Genomic DNA, 16072 nt, shown 5'->3' with positions numbered 1-16072 from the left:
TTCAGGTCGCGCGCTTGCGGCGCAAATGGACGATGACGTCGAGCCGCACGATCTCGTAGCCGGGAAGCGCCTGGGGTACCCTGGTGAAGGTCAGGCCGTCGGTGACGTCGACCAGCACATCCTCGCCCTCGAGGTAGAAGTGCGGATGCACGGATGTGTCGGTGTCGAAGAACGACTTGATGCCGTCAGCGGCGATCCGGCGCAGCAGCCCGGCCTCGGTGAACTGGTTCAGCGTGTTGTAGACGGTCGCAAGCGACAAATACGCGTTCGCCGCCGTCGCCTCGTCATAGAGACTCTCTGCAGTGACGTGACGATGGCCATGCAGGAACAGCAACTGGCCGAGCGCCAGGCGCTGGCGCGTCGGACGGAGGCCGGCGTCGGCAAGCAGTTGAAGACAACGCTGCACGCCCTCATCCGGCGGCGGATCGAAGCCGGCGACCTCGGGTTCGCTGGCGTCGCCTGCAGGGATAGTCGCGGCCTGGATGTCCATTCGATCGTCTCATGGCTTGAGGACCGGGCCGCACAGCGCGCGTCCCGCCAGTTGCCATTCGATCGCAGAAGCAGCAACCGGGCTTTGATCCGGATCAAATTTGGGCCGCATCCGCCTCTGACCTATCGCAAGGCGGAGCGGTTTATTCCCGGCCAGAATGGCCCGGTATCGATGAGGCTCAGATGTCCCGGCCGGTTCCCGACAAGGCAGAGATCGCGCTCGAATATCCCGACAAGTTCTATGTCGGCACCTTCGCGCATTCGTCCCGGTTCGAGGCGCGTCTCGACGGCAGCGGTGTCGCGCTGGTGCTGCAGCATCCGGGCGCAGCCGATGAACGCAAATCAGTGCATCTGCACATCAATTTCGGCCTGCTCGCCGGCATCCTGCGTGAGCTCGCGGGCAGCGTCGCAGGCCTCCCCAAGGACGACATCGCGCACCGCGAGCAACTCGCAGAGGCGCTGGCCGAGTTGCAGCGGGCGCTCGGGACCTCTTGACCCCGCGCTACTTTGCTTTCGCCGGGATCGGCTTCGGCGGCGGAACGGCGGCCCATTCCTTGTCGGCGCGCGGGCCGTTGAGATCGCCGGTGAGGCCGACGAGCTGGCCGGGCAGCACGTCGAGGGTCTGCTGCCAGGTCTGGGTCTGGCACAGGAATTTTATCAGGCAGCCCTTGAGCTTGAGGCGATCGGGAGAGTCGCGCCAGATCGACACCGAGTAGAATTTGCCGTCCTCGGCATTGTAGATGTCGCCGGCAAACCGGCCCTCGGGCGTCGCCTGCAAGCCCATGATGAGCTGATGGCCGAGCAGCGTGCGGGCACGCTTGTCGAGGTCGGGATTTTCCTTATCGCGATAGGGCTGGCCGCGCTTGTCGGCCGGCTCCTTCATCCAGACGATGAAGCCGCAGATGCGATCGCGCGACGGACCGCAACGTTCGAGCCGAATGCGCGCGCGACCGTCCTCGACCAGCCAGGTACCGCTGGGATCGGTGGACGTGGCGGCGCCGGCGCGACCGCCGACGATCATCATCGCGATCGTGATCGCCACGCGCAGCACGAAGCGAAGGACAAAGTTCATCAGCAGCACCTTTCGTTTGAGGGATCGCGGCGTCAGTTCAATTGCGCCATCAGCGCATCGGCGCCCTTGTCGAGGCCTGCGTTGGCGGCCGCGAGCGCGCCGGCGGTGGCCTTGATGTCGTAGGCGGCGGGGTATTGCTTGGTGACGTAAGCCGAGAGCAGGCGCGCGGTCGTGGCGTCGAAGATCTCGACGCCGTAGATGACCGAGCCGGTCATGGTGCCCTCGCCGTCGCGCGCGGCCTGCACGCCGTTGTAGACCGCGCCGGCCATGTCGAAACGCGAGAGCGTGCCGAGCACCGGCGTGTTGGCGACTGCGCCGGTCAGCGTCAGCCTGATCCGCAGCGTGCCCGGCCCGCGGTCGCGGACCAGCGCGAAGCGACCGCGCAGCCGCTCGGAGAAACGGGTCTGCATGGAGGCGGCGAGCGTCGCCTTGTCCTTGTCGGACATGTCGCCGAACTGATGATCCCGGCCGCGGTAGACCACCACGGGCTCGAGGATCACCTTGTTATAGGCGTGCCAGTCGACCGGCGTGGAATAGCGGTAGGGTACGCGGCCGGAGGCATCCGACTTGTCCGGGGCCATGTAGGCCGAGGACGCCATCTCCGAATAGGGCACGGGCGCGATCGTGGCGCAGCCCGCGACGGCTGCGCCAAGCAGCAGCGTTCCCAGACCGCGCAGGGCGATCGAGCGATCCATTCCAAACTCCTCTGGCGGCTTTTAGGAAAGGCCAAGTCTTGTGAAAGGCGATGGGAACCGCAGCCGCGTACGGGACCAGACGCGGCTGCGGCGCTCACCATCGCCGGCCCCAAAGCTTCGTCCGGGGCCATTTCAGAAGCCTCGGGGCCGTCTCAGTGTTTGCACTTATAAAACCGACTGGTTGGTTTGTAAAGTGCCGACATGGCGGCCTGGCACATTTGGCCGCAGGCGCGGCTTTAGGCAGCGATCGGCAGGAGATCGTTAACGATGAATCAGGCCCGCTTGCGCGGGCTTGCGGACTTGCCCGCCGACGTGGCCCCGGATTTCGCGATCCGCTTCGCTGCCGGACGTTCGAGGCCGGTCCACTGTGCGTCGTCGAGCAGACGCGCGAACAATCGCTGGTGCTCGTCCTTGCTGAGCGGCGACATGCCGAATAACGAGCTCAGCAGCAGTCCCATCGCGCCGGCCCAGCGCAGCATCGCAAGATCAGGGTCGGCGGCCTCGTCCCTGATCGCCGCCATCCTCTCTATCTCACGCTCGCGCGGCAGCGCCATCAGGCTGGGATTCTCAACCATGGCCGCGACCAGCGCCAGCGCGGCGGAATTCGGCGAGGTCGCCGCTTCGCGCACGGTGGCGAGCTGAGTCGCCAGATTGGGATTGGCGGAGGTCGCGCTCACCTTGGCCATATACCGAGATGAGAACTCCTCGAAATGCACCATCTGTCGTTCGAGCAGCGCTTTGAGCACCGCCTCCTTGGTGCGGAACTGGTGCATCACGCCGCCCTTGCTGAGGCCGCTTTCGCGCGCGATCGCATCGAGCGTCAACCGCCCGGGGCCGTCGCGCGCGATGATCGCGATGGCCGCTTCGAGCGCGGCATTGCGGGACCGTTCGGAGCGCGTGGCGTTGTCCATGGCGGACTTGTCTCCGTGACCGGAGAATGAATCAAGTGAAAACCGGACGCGCTGTACATTTTTTGTGCGAACACTGTCGAGACTTTCATCTTGCGGCGCCGAATGAGACTGTGTGAGCCTCGATATCGGATGGGGACTGGGATGGGCCGGCCGTAGCTTTGCGCGCCATGACGTGCGAAGCGTTGACGGCTGGTCACGCTTGAGAAAGATACGACATGTCAAAACGAGTGTTGCTTGGTCTCCTCCTGGCTTGCGGCCTCGCGGCCCCGGCGCTGGCGCAAGAGCCGAAGACGGGGGGTGTGATCAATGCCGTGATCCAGCCCGAGCCGCCCGGCCTGATGCTTGCGATGATCCAGAACGGTCCGACCCAGATGGTGTCGGGCAACATCTTCGAAGGCCTGCTGCGCTACAGCCCCAAGCTCGAGCCGCTTCCGGAGCTCGCCGAGAGCTGGAGCGTCAGCGAGGACGCCAAGACCTACACCTTCAAGCTCAGGAAGGGCGTCACCTGGCATGACGGCAAGCCCTTCACCGCCGCCGACGTGCTGTTCTCGATCGAGATGCTGAAGCAGACCCATGCGCGCGCCCGCAACAACCTCGCGCAGGTCGACAAGGTCGAGGCACCCGACGATTACACCGTGGTGTTCACGCTGAAGCAGCCGTTCGGCCCGTTCCTCGGCATCTTCGAGGTCGGCTCGATGCCGATGGTGCCGAAGCATCTCTATGATGGCACCGACTTCAAGACCAATCCCTACAACAACGCGCCTATCGGCACCGGCCCGTTCATGTTCAAGGAATGGCAGAAGGGCTCGTTCATCCGCCTGGTCAAGAACCCGAACTATTACGAGAAGGGCAAGCCCTATATCGACGAGATCTACTGGCAGATCATCCCCGACGCCGCCGCGCGCTCGGTGGCGTATGAGACCGGCAAGGTCGACGTGCTGCCCGGCGGCTCGGTCGAGAATTTCGACGTACCGCGGCTGTCCAAGCTGAAGGACACTTGCGTGACCGGCGCCGGCTGGGAGTTCTTCTCGCCGCTGGCCTGGCTGTGGCTCAACAACCGCCAGGGTCCGCTCGCCGACAAGCGGGTGCGGCAGGCGATCATGTATGCGATCGACCGCGATTTTGCGAAGGACGTGATCTGGAACGGGCTCGGCAAGGTCGCGACCGGCCCATCGGCATCGACCATCAAGTACTACACGTCCGACGTGCCGAAGTACCCCTACGATCCCGCCAAGGCCAAGGCCCTGCTGAAGGAGGCCGGTTACAAGGGCGAGAAGATCCGCATGCTGCCGCTCGCCTATGGCGAGACCTGGCAGCGCTGGGGTGAAGCGGTGAAGCAGAACCTCCAGGACGTCGGCATGAACATCGAGACCATCGCCACCGACGTTGCCGGCGGCAACCAGAAGATCGGCGACTGGGATTACGACATCGCCTTCACCTATCTCTACCAGTACGGCGATCCTGCCCTCGGCGTCGGACGCAACTACGTCTCCAGCGCGATTGCCAAGGGCCAGGTGTTCAACAATGTCGAGGGCTACTCCAACCCGGAGATCGACAAGCTGTTCGCCGACGGCGCCGTCGCGACCCCGGATTCCAAGCGCAAGGAGATCTACGAGAAGGCGCAGAAGATCCTGGTCGAGGACGTGCCGGTGGCCTGGATGCTCGAGCTGCAATTCCCGACCATCACCCGCTGCAAGGTCAAGAACCTGATCACCACGGGCATCGGCGTCAATGACGGCTTCAAGGATGCATGGCTCGACAAGTGAGCTTCTTACCTCTCCCCGCTTGCGGGGAGAGGTCGGATCGCCCCCGGCGATGCGAAGCATCGTCCGGCGCGATCCGGGTGAGGGGGTACAGGTCCCTCCGCATTCTCACACGCGGAGATCCTCACCCCCACCCTCCCAGAGCGAGCGAAGCTCGTCTCGTCCCCGCAAAAGCGGGGCGAGGGAGCGCACTGCCCCAGTGGCTACAAGGTCACGTTACCAAGATGATCCCTTAAGATGCTCTCCTTCATCTCCCAGCGTGTCGTGAAGGGCGTGATCGTCCTGCTTGCGATCGTCGTCCTCAATTTCTTCCTGATCCGGCTTGCGCCCGGCGACCCCGCGGTCGTGATGGCGGGCGAGGCCGGGGCCAGTGACCAGGTCTTCGTCAAGCAGCTCCGGGAAAAGTTCGGCCTCGACAAGCCGCTGCCCGAGCAGCTCTTCATCTACGTCAAGGGTGTCGTCACCCTCGACCTCGGCTTCTCCTTCCGCCAGCAGGCACCGGTCGCGAAGCTGATCGGCGAACGACTGCCGGCAACGCTCTTGCTGACGCTGACGGCATTCGCGATCTCGCTGATGCTCGGCGTTCTCTTCGGCACCTTCGCCGCACGCTTTGCCGGAACATTCCTCGACACCGCCATCACCGTGTTCGCGCTGATCTTCTACGCCATGCCGATCTTCTGGGTGGCGTTGATGGGCATCCTGCTGTTCTCGGTCACCATGGATTGGCTGCCGAGCTTCGGTTACGAGACGGTCGGCGCCAACCTCACCGGCTTCGCCCATGCAGTGGACGTCGCTAAGCACCTGATCATGCCGGCGATGACGCTCGGCCTGTTCTTCATGGCGACCTACACCCGCATGACGCGCGCCTCGATGCTGGAGGTAAAGCGGCTCGACTTCGTCAAGACCGCGCGCGCCAAGGGCCTTCGCGACGCCGTGATCCAGCGCCGCCACGTGCTGCGCAATGCGCTGCTGCCGGTCGTGACGCTCGCCGGCGTGCATTCCGGCACGCTGATCGGCGGCGCCGTCATCACCGAGACCGTGTTCGCCTGGCCCGGCATCGGGCGGTTGATGTACGACGCGCTGCTTCAGCGCGATTACAATCTGCTGCTCGGCGTCTTCGTGATCTGCTCCGCCATGGTCCTCATCTTCAACCTCATCACCGACCTGGTCTACCGCCTGGTCGACCCGCGCATCGAATTCGCCTCATGAAACAGTTCTGGAAATCGATGCTGAGGAGCCCGAGCGGCGTCGTCGGGCTCATCATCCTGGTCCTCGCGATCTCGGTCGCGGTGTTCGGCCCGATGCTGTTCCCGAATTCACCCTGGCGCATGGTGCAGCGGCCGTTCCTGCCGCCCTTCACGCTCTCGGCCGTGCCGCTCGGCACCGATGCGCTCGGCCGCGACGTGTTTGCCGGCATGATCTTTGGCGCCCGCGTCTCGCTCCTGGTCGGTCTCGTCTCGACGCTGGTCGCGCTGGTCGTCGGCGTTCCCATCGGCGCCATGGCCGGCTATTTCGGCGGCAAGGTCGACGACGCCCTGATGCGCTTCACCGAATTCTTCCAGACCATTCCGAGCTTCGCGCTCGCGATCGTGCTGGTCGCGATCCTGCAGCCCTCGATCTATTCGATCGTGGCCTCGATCGCGGTGGTGAGCTGGCCGCCGGTCGCCCGCCTCGTCCGCGGCGAGGTGCTGTCGCTGCGCACGCGCGAATATGTGCAAGCGGCCGTCGTGACCGGCCAGAGCAACACCTGGATCATCCTGCGCGAGATCCTGCCCAATGCGCTGTCGCCGGTGATCGTGCTGGCCTCGCTGATGGTGGCGACCGCGATCCTGCTGGAATCCTCGCTGGCCTTCCTCGGCCTCGGCGATCCCAATTTGATCTCCTGGGGCTACATGGTCGGCGCCGGCCGCACCGTGATCCGCCAGGCCTGGTGGATCACCGTATTTCCCGGCGTCGCGATCCTGATCTCGGTGCTGGGCTTGAACCTGATCGGCGAAGGCCTCAACGACGCGCTCAATCCGCGGCTGTCGCGGGAGGGCCGTTGATGATGACCGCCCCGCCCGCCGTCTCCATCAAGAACCTCAGGATCGCGCTGCCGAAGGGAGCCGAGCGTCCCTTCGCCGTCGACGGCGTCTCGCTCGATTTGCGGCCCGGCAAGATCGTCTGCGTCGTCGGCGAGTCCGGCTCCGGCAAGTCGATGTGCGCGCATGCGCTGATGGGACTTCTGCCCGACACGGTGTCAGTCACGTCAGGTGAGATCCAGTTCGAAGGCCGCGACCTGCTCAAGCTCGATGACGACGGCTGGCGCGATCTGCGCGGCCGCCGACTCGCGATGATCTTTCAGGAGCCGATGACCGCGCTCAATCCGTTGATGCGGATCGGTGACCAGATGGCGGAGATGTTCGAAGCTCACGGCCTGCTGACGCCGAAAGAGCGGCGCGCAAGAGCGCTTGCCTTGGCAAGGGAGGTCGGCCTGCCCGACCCCGAACGCATTGTGCGCGCCTATCCGCATCAGCTCTCCGGCGGCCAGCGCCAGCGCGCCATGATCGCGATGGCGCTGGCGCTCGAGCCTGCGGTGCTGGTCGCGGACGAGCCGACCACCGCACTCGACGTCACCACGCAGGCGCAGATCCTGAAATTGATCCGCAATCTCCAGCGCAATCGCAACATGGCGGTGATGTTCATCACCCATGATTTCGGCGTGGTCGCCGACATCGCCGACCAGGTCGTGGTGCTCCGCCATGGCAAGGTCGTGGAGGAAGGCCCGGCCTCGGCCGTCTTCAACGCGCCGCAGCACGACTACACCAAGGCTCTGCTCGCCGCCGTGCCGTCGATGGATCCGCCGGCACGCGAGCCACTCGACGACCAGGCGAGAGCCGTCGAAGTCATCGGGCTGGACAAGACCTATGTCACCTCGGGCGGCTGGTTTCGCGAGGACCGCCGCGTCGATGCCGCACGCGAGGTCAATTTCAACATCCTCAAGGGCGAGACGCTCGGCCTCGTCGGCGAATCCGGCTCGGGCAAATCGTCGGTGGCGCGCCTCGTGATGCGGCTCATCGAGGCCGACCGCGGCACGGTGCGGATCGGCGAGACCGATCTCACCCAGCTGTCGGGCCGGGCGCTGCGCGCCGAGCGTCATCGCATCCAGATGATTTTTCAGGATCCGTTCGCCTCGCTCAATCCGCGACGCAAGGTCGGTCACATCATCGCCGACGGCCCGATCGCAGCCGGCCTCGATCCGAAACTGGCGTTCGACCGCGCCCGCGATCTCCTGAAAATGGTCGGCCTGGATGCCGGCGCGCTCGACCGTTACCCGCACGAATTCTCCGGCGGCCAGCGCCAGCGCATCGGCATTGCACGCGCGCTCGCGCTCGAGCCCGAGATCATCGTCGCGGATGAGGCCGTCTCCGCGCTCGACGTCTCGGTGCAGGCGCAGGTGCTGAGACTGCTCGAAGACCTCAAGGCGCGCCTCGGCCTCTCGATGCTGTTCATCACCCATGACCTGCGCGTCGCAGCCCAGATTTGCGACCGCATCGCGGTGATGCAGCGCGGCGCCATCGTCGAGCTGAAGCCGACCGCGCAACTTTTCGCAGCGCCAGAGCATGCTTACACGCGCGAGCTCCTCGCCGCGGTACCGGGGCGCAAGGAGCGCGCGCCGGCAGCGTGAGGCAGCCGGCCGCGGTGTCTACTTGGGCGGAGGGTTCGTGTTGTTCCAGGTGGGGACCGAGTTGGTCACGCCGACGGAGGGCTGAGTGGACGTTCCGACCGACGGCGCCGTCGTCGTCCCGACTCTCTGCCCGGAACTTCCAATCGTGCCTTGCTGTACTGGCGCTCCCGGGGTGCTGTGCGTGCTGGTTTGTGCGCCCGTTGCCGAGGTCTGCGCGCTGGCCGCGAATGGCGCTGCCGCCAATCCAAGAGCGATGAGGGCAGCAATGGAGCGTCTGGCTTTTGTCATGGTCGATTCCTTTCGGCCGCGGTCTCTCAGTCGCGTCGGCCATTCGGTCGTCGAACCGCTCGTGCACTGAGCAACCTTACAACTCCCCGCACGTAAAAGGGTGCCGCAACAAGCTGATGCGGGGCTCAATCCTCCGTCACATGCCGCGACGAGCAGGACGCAGGGAAGGCGCCGGCGACGTGGGAGAGCGCGCCGCCAAGGTATTCCGTTCCTCTTCCGCTCAGCGGCAGTCACGGGCTTTTTATCCTTCGTGACCGCCTGCACGGCTGCAGACCCGAAGCCCGCACCCCACATCCGCATGGAATGATCACCATCATCTGATGGTGGAGTCTCGAGTTATTTGGAGGCCGACATGGGCCAGATTATTCAGTTCGTCTCGAAGTCCGAACGTGAGCGCATTCGCCTCATCCAGGAGGCACGCGCGATCTATGACAGCATCTTTCCGCCGAACGACCCGGCCGGCGAGCCGCAGGACAAGACGTCGATGATCCGCGCGGCCAATGGCGACGCAGGAAATCTGGCGTGATCAAGATCATCGCAGTGCTTTGCAGCCTCTCCGCTCCCGGCAATTGCCACGAGCAGATGGTCACCTCATCGGACTTCGCCAACGTTTCGATGCAGTCCTGCCTGATGGGCGCGCCGCAGCTCGCCGAATGGATGAACCAGCATCCGGCCGAGCGGCTGGCGGGATGGCGCTGCGTGTTCGGTCAACAGACCGGCCGGAGCACCTGAGATCGGAGGCCGCCCGACGGGCGGCGCAATCCGGTTGCACCGTGACGAGCCTGCATCGCCAAGCTAGGATGGCGGCGCTGCTTGGCAAAGGGGAAGCCGGATGGAGGTCGCCAGCCTCGTTCTTCCCGTGTTCGCGATCATCGTCACCGGCTGGCTGGCCGGGGAGCTCGGTTATCTCTCCCGCTCGCTGGCCGATGCCCTCGTGCATTTCGCCTACAACGTGGCGATGCCGGCGCTGCTGATCGTCACGATCGCGCAGGAGCCCGCGCGCAATCTGCTGGAATGGCGTTTCCTGCTCGCCTTCGGCGGCGGCTCGCTGATCTGCTTTGCGCTGGTGTTCCTGGCCGTCCGCGCCGGTGGCAGGCACGATCTCGCCAGCAGCACGATCCATGGCATGGCCGCGGCGATGACCAACACCGGCTTCGTCGCGCTGCCGATCCTGCATGCGATCTACGGCCAGCCCGCCGTCCTGCCCGCCGCGGTGGCGACGGTGTTCGTCGCCGGCGTGATGTTTCCGATCACCGTCATCCTGCTGGAGCGGGACGCGCGCGGACCGGCGCAGTCCGCCGGCCTTGCAAGGCAGATCCTGCTCAATCCGATGGTGCTGTCGACGCTCATCGGCCTCGTCTGGGCGATCGCGGGCCTGCCGATCCCTGCAGCGGTTGCGGCTTATCTCAACATGATCGCCGCCGCGCTCACGCCCTGCGCGCTGTTTGCCATCGGGCTCGGCCTGTCGGTCGACGGGCTGCGATCCAACTTCACCGCATCGTTTGCGCTCGCCGCGGTGAAGCTGGTGGTGATGCCGCTGATCGTCTACGGACTTTGCGTGCTGACCGGCCTCAATCCGCTCTACACCGTCGCCGCCGTCGTCTGCGCGGCGGTGCCGACGGCGAAGACCGTGTACGTGCTGGCACACGAGCACAAGGTCGAGGAGAAACTGGTCGCGGCCACGGTCTCGATCACGACGATGCTGTCGGTCGCAACATTGCTGGTCGCGCTTTATCTTCTCTCCGGCCTAACGACGGGGTGACCGGCATCTGCGCGTCCTGCAGACGTGCTCTTCATCTGGTGGTGTTGCTCCAGGTCGGAACCGAATTGGTCACGCCGACCGACGGCCAATTATACGTTCCTATCGACGGCGCCGTGACCGTGCCGACCGTCGATCCGGACGACCCGTAGGAGGCCCCCGGCTGTGCCGCCGGTGATCCGACGCCGCCATATGTCGGAGCCACCACGCCCGTGCTGTAATGCCTGCTCGAACGGACCTTCTTCGCTTCAGCCGCGAAAGGCGCGGCAAGTAGTCCGGCAGTGAGGAGTGCTGCAATGGCGAATTTGATGCTTGTCATGGCTGATCCCTCGGTCGCTAGGGCCCCCCTGTGCCATGTGTTCGTTCATCGGCAGATTTCCATAGGCACGCGCTCATAACTCCGTGCACAGGCGAAAGTGCCTAGCGCATGCCGCCTTCGGATGGACCCGAATCAGCGCTAGGGCATTGCTCATCAAGTGATTTCCCTGGACGCAAGCATGACCGGCCCCGAACTGAAGCAGCTCCGCAACGACCTCTCCGATGCCCTGGAGCGGAAGCTCACCGCGGCCGACATGGCGAGGCTATGCGGATTGCCGGAGAAAGGCGGCGCCGACACCATAAGGCGCTGGGAGGTGAGCGGTCCGACCCCGGCCGCGACCAAGGTGCTGCGCGTGCTCGCGATGGCGAGCGAGCGCTATCCGATCATGGAGAAGTTCGACATCTTCGATCGTCACGACGTGCGCGAGGAAGACCGGCCCGCCAAGCGCGCGGCCTTCCGGGAGCAGATGCGCGACGAGGCAAGGCGGCGTCTTGGTTAACGGGATCCGCGCGCAAGTTACCAAAGGCGCGTCAAGTTAAGCCTTCCTTCACCACTTCTTAAGCCGCCATTAAGCACGAAAATCATTTACAGCCCAATACGTTAGGTTGGCTGCTGCTGTGCCACGGATGTGACAGCATTTTCGTCAAAAGCGAGCTATCTGCAAAACCAACGACGGCGCGGAACGCGCGCCTGCCGGGGACCAAAGTGTTGGAGTTCAAGACGATGAAGAAGATCCTGTTTGCGACCGTCGCGCTGCTCGTGGCGGGCGTGGCCGCGCCGGCGCTCGGCGCCGATCTCGGTAACCGCAACTACTACAAGACGCCCGCGCCGGCCTACGCCGCGCCGATCTACAACTGGACCGGTTTCTACATCGGTGGCCATCTCGGCGGCGCGTTCTCCAGCGACAACAATTTCAACGGCCTCTCCACCGGCAACAACGGCAACGGCCGTTTCCTCGGCGGCGTGCAGGTCGGTGCGGACTGGCAGCTCAACCCGAACTTCGTGGTCGGCGTCGAAGGCCAGTATTCCTGGCTCTCCGGCAGCGTCGGCGCAGTGTTTCCGGGCGGCGTCGCCTACACCAACGACCAGCGCGGCCTCGGCTCGATCACCGGCCGCGTCGGCTACACCTGGGGTCCGGGCCTCGTCTACGTGAAGGGCGGCTACGCCTATTCGGACAACAACGAGAAGGTGACTGTCGGCGGCGTGCCGACCGCCTTCGTCATCGATGGCGATCACAAAAACGGCTACACGATCGGCGCCGGCCTCGAATACATGTTCGCCCCGAACTGGTCGGCCAAGGCCGAGTACCAGTACTACAATTTCGGCGACGCGCACTTCACCGGGGGCCCGCTGGCGGGCACCGGCAACTTCACCACCGACGACCACACCGTCAAGGCGGGCCTCAACTACCGCTTCAACTGGGCCAGCCCCGTCGTCGCCCGCTACTGATCGGTTAGCAAAACCTTATCGCGACGAAGGGCCGGCATCACTGCCGGCCCTTCTTTTTTCGTCTTGCTTTTTTCGCCCTGCGGAACGCGCGCAAGCGATTGTGCGAATTGCGATTTTTTAACCCGCCCCGTCGATACTGCCGCCCACAAAAGATAAGCAAGCGCGTGGGGGAATTTCGATGGCGATCCGTCTGGGCCTTGGTCGTGTGTTCGGCCGTTTCAAGCCGCGCCTCAAGATGCCGTCATGGGGCGTGCGCGGCAGCCTGTTCGCCGCCTTCGCATTGATCGCGGGCATGGGCCTCGTGATCGCAGCCGGCGCCGGCTTCGTGTTCAATCATCTCGGCGCGACCATGATGGATCTGAGCGGCCGCGACATTCCTCGCCTCTCCGCCAGCCTCCAGCTCGCCTCGCAGAGCGCAACGCTCGCAGCGCAGGGCCCGGGCCTGCTGGCTTCGCCCTCCGACGAGGCGCTGAAGGAACGTACCAAGAGCGTGAAGGACATCCAGCAGCTTGCGATGGCCAAGCTCGGTGAGATCATCGAGCTCGGCGCCGACAAGCAGACCGCCACCGCGCTGCGCGACACCACCAAGAGCATCGACGAGGCGACGCAGAGCCTGGTCTCGGCCGCCCGCGAACGGCTCGACACCGGGGCGCTGCACGACAAGCAGTACGAGGCGCTGCGCAAGGCCCAGCTCGCCTTTGTCGATGCAGCCGGCCCGGCGATGCTGGACGCACAGACGCGGCTGAACGCCATCCTCGGTGCGGCGGACCTTTCCGCCGACGATGCCACCGAAGGCGCGCGCACCGTCGCCCAGATCTCGACGATCTCCGCCAACGGCAATCTGATGGCCGCCGACATGATGGCGGCGCTCTCGGCCAACAACAGCGACACGCTGGAGGTGATCGAGAAGGAATTCAAGGCCACGCGCGACCGCGTCAAGTCCAACCTCGAGGACCTGCCGAAGGTCCCCTCGATGCAGGCAATGCGCGACACCGTGCAGAAGCTGTTCGCCTTCGGCGAGGGCAAGACCGGCGTGTTCAAGATCCGCCAGAAAGAGCTCGACGCCATCGACTACGGCCAGACCATCCTGGACGAGACTCGCAAGCTCAATGTCGGCCTCGGCATCAGCGTGCAGCAGCTCGTCGACGGCGTGCAGAAGGAGACCAACGCGTCGACCTTCCAGGCGCGGCAGGAGATCTCGCTCGCCACCACCGCCATGCTGGCGTTGGGCGCGCTGACGCTGGTCGGTTCAGTGCTGTTCGTCTGGCTCTATGTCGGCCGCAACATCCTGCGCCGCATCCGAGAGCTTCAGCGCGCGATGCAGCTGCTCTCCGCCGGCGACCTCGACACCGAGATCGTCCGCTCCCGGCAGAACGACGAGATCGGCGCGATGAAGGAAACGCTGACGGTGTTCCGCGACAGCATGATCGAGGCCCGCGCGCTTGCAAGCGAGCAGGACAAGGACCGTGTCGCCAAGGCCGAACGTGCTGCGCAGATGGAGGCGAAGATCGCGCAGTTCGAGGGCACGGTGCGCAACGCACTCGACAATCTCGCGCAATCGGCCAACTCGATGCAGTCGACCGCGCAGAGCATGTCGAACACCGCCGACCAGTCCAACGCGCTGGTGAACGCGGTCGCCTCCGCCGCGGAGGAAACCTCGGTCAACGTGCAGACCGTGTCGTCGGGCACCGAGCAGCTCTCGTCCTCGATCGAGGAGATCAGCAAGCAGGTCGTCACCTCGGCCGCGATCGCCAAGAAGGCGGTCGACGAGGCCGGCGCCACCGATGCGACGGTACAGAGCCTCGCCGACAGCGCGAGCCGCATCAGTGTCGTCGTCGACCTGATCCAGACCATCGCCTCGCAGACCAATCTGCTCGCGCTCAACGCCACCATCGAGGCGGCGCGCGCGGGCGAGGCCGGCCGCGGCTTCGCGGTGGTCGCCTCCGAGGTGAAGAGCCTCGCGAGCCAGACCGCCAAGGCGACGGAAGAGATCCGCACCCAAATCGCCAGCATGCAGCAAGTCACGACCTCCGCGGTCGGCGCCATCCAGGGCATCGGCCGGATCATCGGCGAGATCAACGACGTCACGACCACGATCGCGGCTGCGGTTGAGGAGCAGGGCGCGGCCACCCGCGAGATCGCGCGCAACATCCAGCATGCGGCCGGCGGCACCAGCGAGGTCTCCAGCAACATCGTCGGCGTCTCCACGGCGTCCGCCGAGGCCGGCACGGCGGCGAGCGAGGTGCTGGGCGCCTCGGACGCGCTCCGCCGCGAGGCCGACATGCTGCGCGGGGAGATCGACGCGTTCCTCAACAACATGCGGGCGGCGTAAGGACGCCGGCCCGTAGCCCGGATTTCGCTGCTTGCGCAATCCGGGCTACGGAAAAACCGCCCGGTATGACGGCCATGCGACGGCTGCCTCGCGTCCTTTTTCGGCTGGCGCCCCGCCCGCGCTGGGTCTAAGCCGGTAGCATGAACGCGAAATCCGACACCGTGCCCTCCTCTGCCGAGGCCTTGCGCTATCCCTGGGACCAGCATCCCGGCCACGAAGAGATCGTGGAGATCAGGCCCGGCGTGCTGTGGGCGCGGCTGAAATTGCCGTTCCGCCTCAACCACGTGAATATCTACCTGCTCGCCGACGGCGACGGCTATGCGATGATCGATGCCGGCTTCGGCAACGAGGAGACGATCGAGGCCTGGACCAAACTGTTCGAAGGCCCGCTGAAGGGCGTCAACATCACGCGCCTGATCGTCACGCATTCGCACCCCGATCATGTCGGTCTCGCGGGCTGGATCGTCGAGCGCTTCAACTGCCCGCTGGTGATGTCGCAGGTCGAGTATCTGCAGTCGGTCTATCATCAGAACCGCGGCACCGAGGAGCGGCGCGAGGCGCAGCGGCTGTTCTTCCGCCGCCACGGCATGGACGAGTCGCTCACCGAAAAGCTGCTCGGCCGCGGCCAGGACTATCTCAAGCGCGTCTCGGTGCTGCCGCCGTCCTACCGCCGCATCTCGCACGGCGACGAGGTCGTGATCGGCGCGCGGCGCTTCAAGGTGATCACCGGCGGCGGCCACGCGCTCGACCAGGTGATGCTGTATTGCGCCGACGACAAGCTGTTTCTCTCCGCCGACCAGGTGCTGAGCAAGATCTCGCCGAATGTCAGCGTCTGGGCGGTCGAGCCCGACCAGAATTCGCTCGGCGAATATCTGGCCTCGCTCGCGAGCCTCACCACCACCCTGCCCTATGACCTGCTGGTGCTGCCTGGCCACGGCGTACCGTTCTACGGGCTGAAGACCCGCATCAAGCAGCTCGCCGATCATCACGAGGAGCGCTGCCGCCTGATCGCGGAAGCCTGCCGCGAGGTGCCGCAAACCTCACGCGCTTTGGTGCCTGTCGTGTTCAACAAGCACGTGCTGGACGAGCACCAGATGGGCTTTGCCGCCGGCGAGCTCGTCGCTCACGTCAACTACATGATCGTCGAGGGCCGGCTGACGGCCGAGACCAAGGACGGCGTGCTGCAGTTCCGAACGACCTAAGTTTTGATCTTCGCCTCATCCGCAAGCGGGGCGAGGGGTGCACCATCAGCACCTCATTGGATGGTGCAGAGCAGCATTATATCTCGCGCGAACTTGATCGGGATCAAGTTTCAACGCGCCTGATAG

Annotated in this window: 18 protein-coding genes; 12 read left to right on the top strand and 6 right to left on the bottom strand. The window is 65.1% G+C overall.

Going from position 1 to position 16072, the window contains the following annotated elements; genetic code table 11:
• Position 1: 1 nt before the first annotated feature.
• The gene (gene irr / locus I3J27_RS03965) at positions 2–490 is read right to left on the bottom strand and encodes a Fur family transcriptional regulator Irr (protein WP_270165503.1); all 489 of its coding nucleotides are present in this window, start codon (positions 488–490) and stop codon (positions 2–4) included.
• 182 nt (positions 491–672) lie between these two features.
• Here irr and I3J27_RS03960 point away from each other — a divergent pair, with 182 nt between their 5' ends.
• Positions 673–984: a hypothetical protein gene (locus tag I3J27_RS03960; RefSeq protein WP_270165501.1), complete on the top strand. Its 312-nt coding sequence runs from the start codon at positions 673–675 to the stop codon at positions 982–984.
• 7 nt (positions 985–991) lie between these two features.
• On the opposite strand, the gene I3J27_RS03955 is transcribed toward I3J27_RS03960, so the two are convergent.
• From I3J27_RS03955 to I3J27_RS03945, 3 genes are all read right to left on the bottom strand, one after another.
• Entirely contained in the window at positions 992–1561 is a 570-nt protein-coding gene (locus I3J27_RS03955) for a DUF2147 domain-containing protein (RefSeq protein ID WP_270165499.1), read from the bottom strand.
• A gap of 32 nt (positions 1562–1593) precedes the next feature.
• Complete coding sequence (locus I3J27_RS03950) at positions 1594–2256, bottom strand: DUF3313 domain-containing protein (RefSeq protein ID WP_270165497.1); 663 nt, start codon at positions 2254–2256, stop codon at positions 1594–1596.
• Between the two features lie 272 nt (positions 2257–2528).
• Complete coding sequence (locus I3J27_RS03945; protein WP_270165495.1) at positions 2529–3167, bottom strand: TetR/AcrR family transcriptional regulator; 639 nt, start codon at positions 3165–3167, stop codon at positions 2529–2531.
• Positions 3168–3382: 215 nt separating this feature from the next.
• Between I3J27_RS03945 and I3J27_RS03940 the strand changes: the two genes are divergently transcribed.
• The 4 genes from I3J27_RS03940 (at position 3383) to I3J27_RS03925 (ending at position 8597) form a co-directional block, all read left to right on the top strand.
• A complete protein-coding gene (locus I3J27_RS03940; protein WP_270165493.1) occupies positions 3383–4933 on the top strand; it encodes an ABC transporter substrate-binding protein in 1551 nt (516 codons plus the stop codon).
• 234 nt (positions 4934–5167) lie between these two features.
• Complete coding sequence (locus I3J27_RS03935) at positions 5168–6139, top strand: ABC transporter permease (RefSeq protein WP_270165491.1); 972 nt, start codon at positions 5168–5170, stop codon at positions 6137–6139.
• On the top strand, positions 6136–6975 hold the full coding sequence (locus tag I3J27_RS03930; RefSeq protein WP_270165489.1) for an ABC transporter permease: 840 nt from the start codon (positions 6136–6138) through the stop codon (positions 6973–6975). Before I3J27_RS03935 ends, I3J27_RS03930 begins: the two co-directional genes overlap by 4 nt.
• Before the next feature lie 2 nt (positions 6976–6977).
• Entirely contained in the window at positions 6978–8597 is a 1620-nt protein-coding gene (locus I3J27_RS03925) for an ABC transporter ATP-binding protein (RefSeq protein ID WP_270173031.1), read from the top strand.
• An 18-nt stretch (positions 8598–8615) separates the two neighbouring features.
• On the opposite strand, the gene I3J27_RS39145 is transcribed toward I3J27_RS03925, so the two are convergent.
• Positions 8616–8885, bottom strand: a complete 270-nt coding sequence (locus tag I3J27_RS39145) for a hypothetical protein (RefSeq protein WP_270165487.1) — start codon at positions 8883–8885, stop codon at positions 8616–8618.
• A gap of 352 nt (positions 8886–9237) precedes the next feature.
• Here I3J27_RS39145 and I3J27_RS03915 point away from each other — a divergent pair, with 352 nt between their 5' ends.
• The 3 genes from I3J27_RS03915 to I3J27_RS03905 all read left to right on the top strand — a co-directional run bounded on the left by I3J27_RS03915 (position 9238) and on the right by I3J27_RS03905 (position 10647).
• The gene (locus I3J27_RS03915; protein WP_270165485.1) at positions 9238–9411 is read left to right on the top strand and encodes a hypothetical protein; all 174 of its coding nucleotides are present in this window, start codon (positions 9238–9240) and stop codon (positions 9409–9411) included.
• Positions 9408–9617, top strand: a complete 210-nt coding sequence (locus I3J27_RS03910; RefSeq protein WP_270165483.1) for a hypothetical protein — start codon at positions 9408–9410, stop codon at positions 9615–9617. Before I3J27_RS03915 ends, I3J27_RS03910 begins: the two co-directional genes overlap by 4 nt.
• 100 nt (positions 9618–9717) lie before the next feature.
• A complete protein-coding gene (locus I3J27_RS03905; protein WP_270165481.1) occupies positions 9718–10647 on the top strand; it encodes an AEC family transporter in 930 nt (309 codons plus the stop codon).
• Between the two features lie 31 nt (positions 10648–10678).
• Here I3J27_RS03905 and I3J27_RS03900 read toward each other — a convergent pair whose 3' ends face one another.
• Entirely contained in the window at positions 10679–10963 is a 285-nt protein-coding gene (locus I3J27_RS03900) for a hypothetical protein (protein ID WP_270165479.1), read from the bottom strand.
• Positions 10964–11141: 178 nt separating this feature from the next.
• On the opposite strand from I3J27_RS03900, the gene I3J27_RS03895 reads away from it, so the two are divergent.
• From I3J27_RS03895 to I3J27_RS03880, 4 genes are all read left to right on the top strand, one after another.
• Complete coding sequence (locus I3J27_RS03895; protein WP_270165477.1) at positions 11142–11462, top strand: hypothetical protein; 321 nt, start codon at positions 11142–11144, stop codon at positions 11460–11462.
• A gap of 224 nt (positions 11463–11686) precedes the next feature.
• A complete protein-coding gene (locus I3J27_RS03890; protein WP_270165475.1) occupies positions 11687–12412 on the top strand; it encodes an outer membrane protein in 726 nt (241 codons plus the stop codon).
• A 178-nt stretch (positions 12413–12590) separates the two neighbouring features.
• Positions 12591–14744 carry a methyl-accepting chemotaxis protein gene (locus I3J27_RS03885; RefSeq protein WP_270165473.1) on the top strand — a complete coding sequence of 718 codons (2154 nt, stop codon included), beginning with the start codon at positions 12591–12593 and terminating at the stop codon, positions 14742–14744.
• A gap of 140 nt (positions 14745–14884) precedes the next feature.
• The gene (locus I3J27_RS03880; protein ID WP_270165471.1) at positions 14885–15946 is read left to right on the top strand and encodes an MBL fold metallo-hydrolase; all 1062 of its coding nucleotides are present in this window, start codon (positions 14885–14887) and stop codon (positions 15944–15946) included.
• Positions 15947–16072 lie beyond the last annotated feature (126 nt).

Source organism: Bradyrhizobium xenonodulans (assembly GCF_027594865.1).
Classification (GTDB): domain Bacteria; phylum Pseudomonadota; class Alphaproteobacteria; order Rhizobiales; family Xanthobacteraceae; genus Bradyrhizobium; species Bradyrhizobium xenonodulans.
Note: the sequence above shows the minus strand (reverse complement) of the source record. Positions and strands in the feature narration are given on the sequence as shown.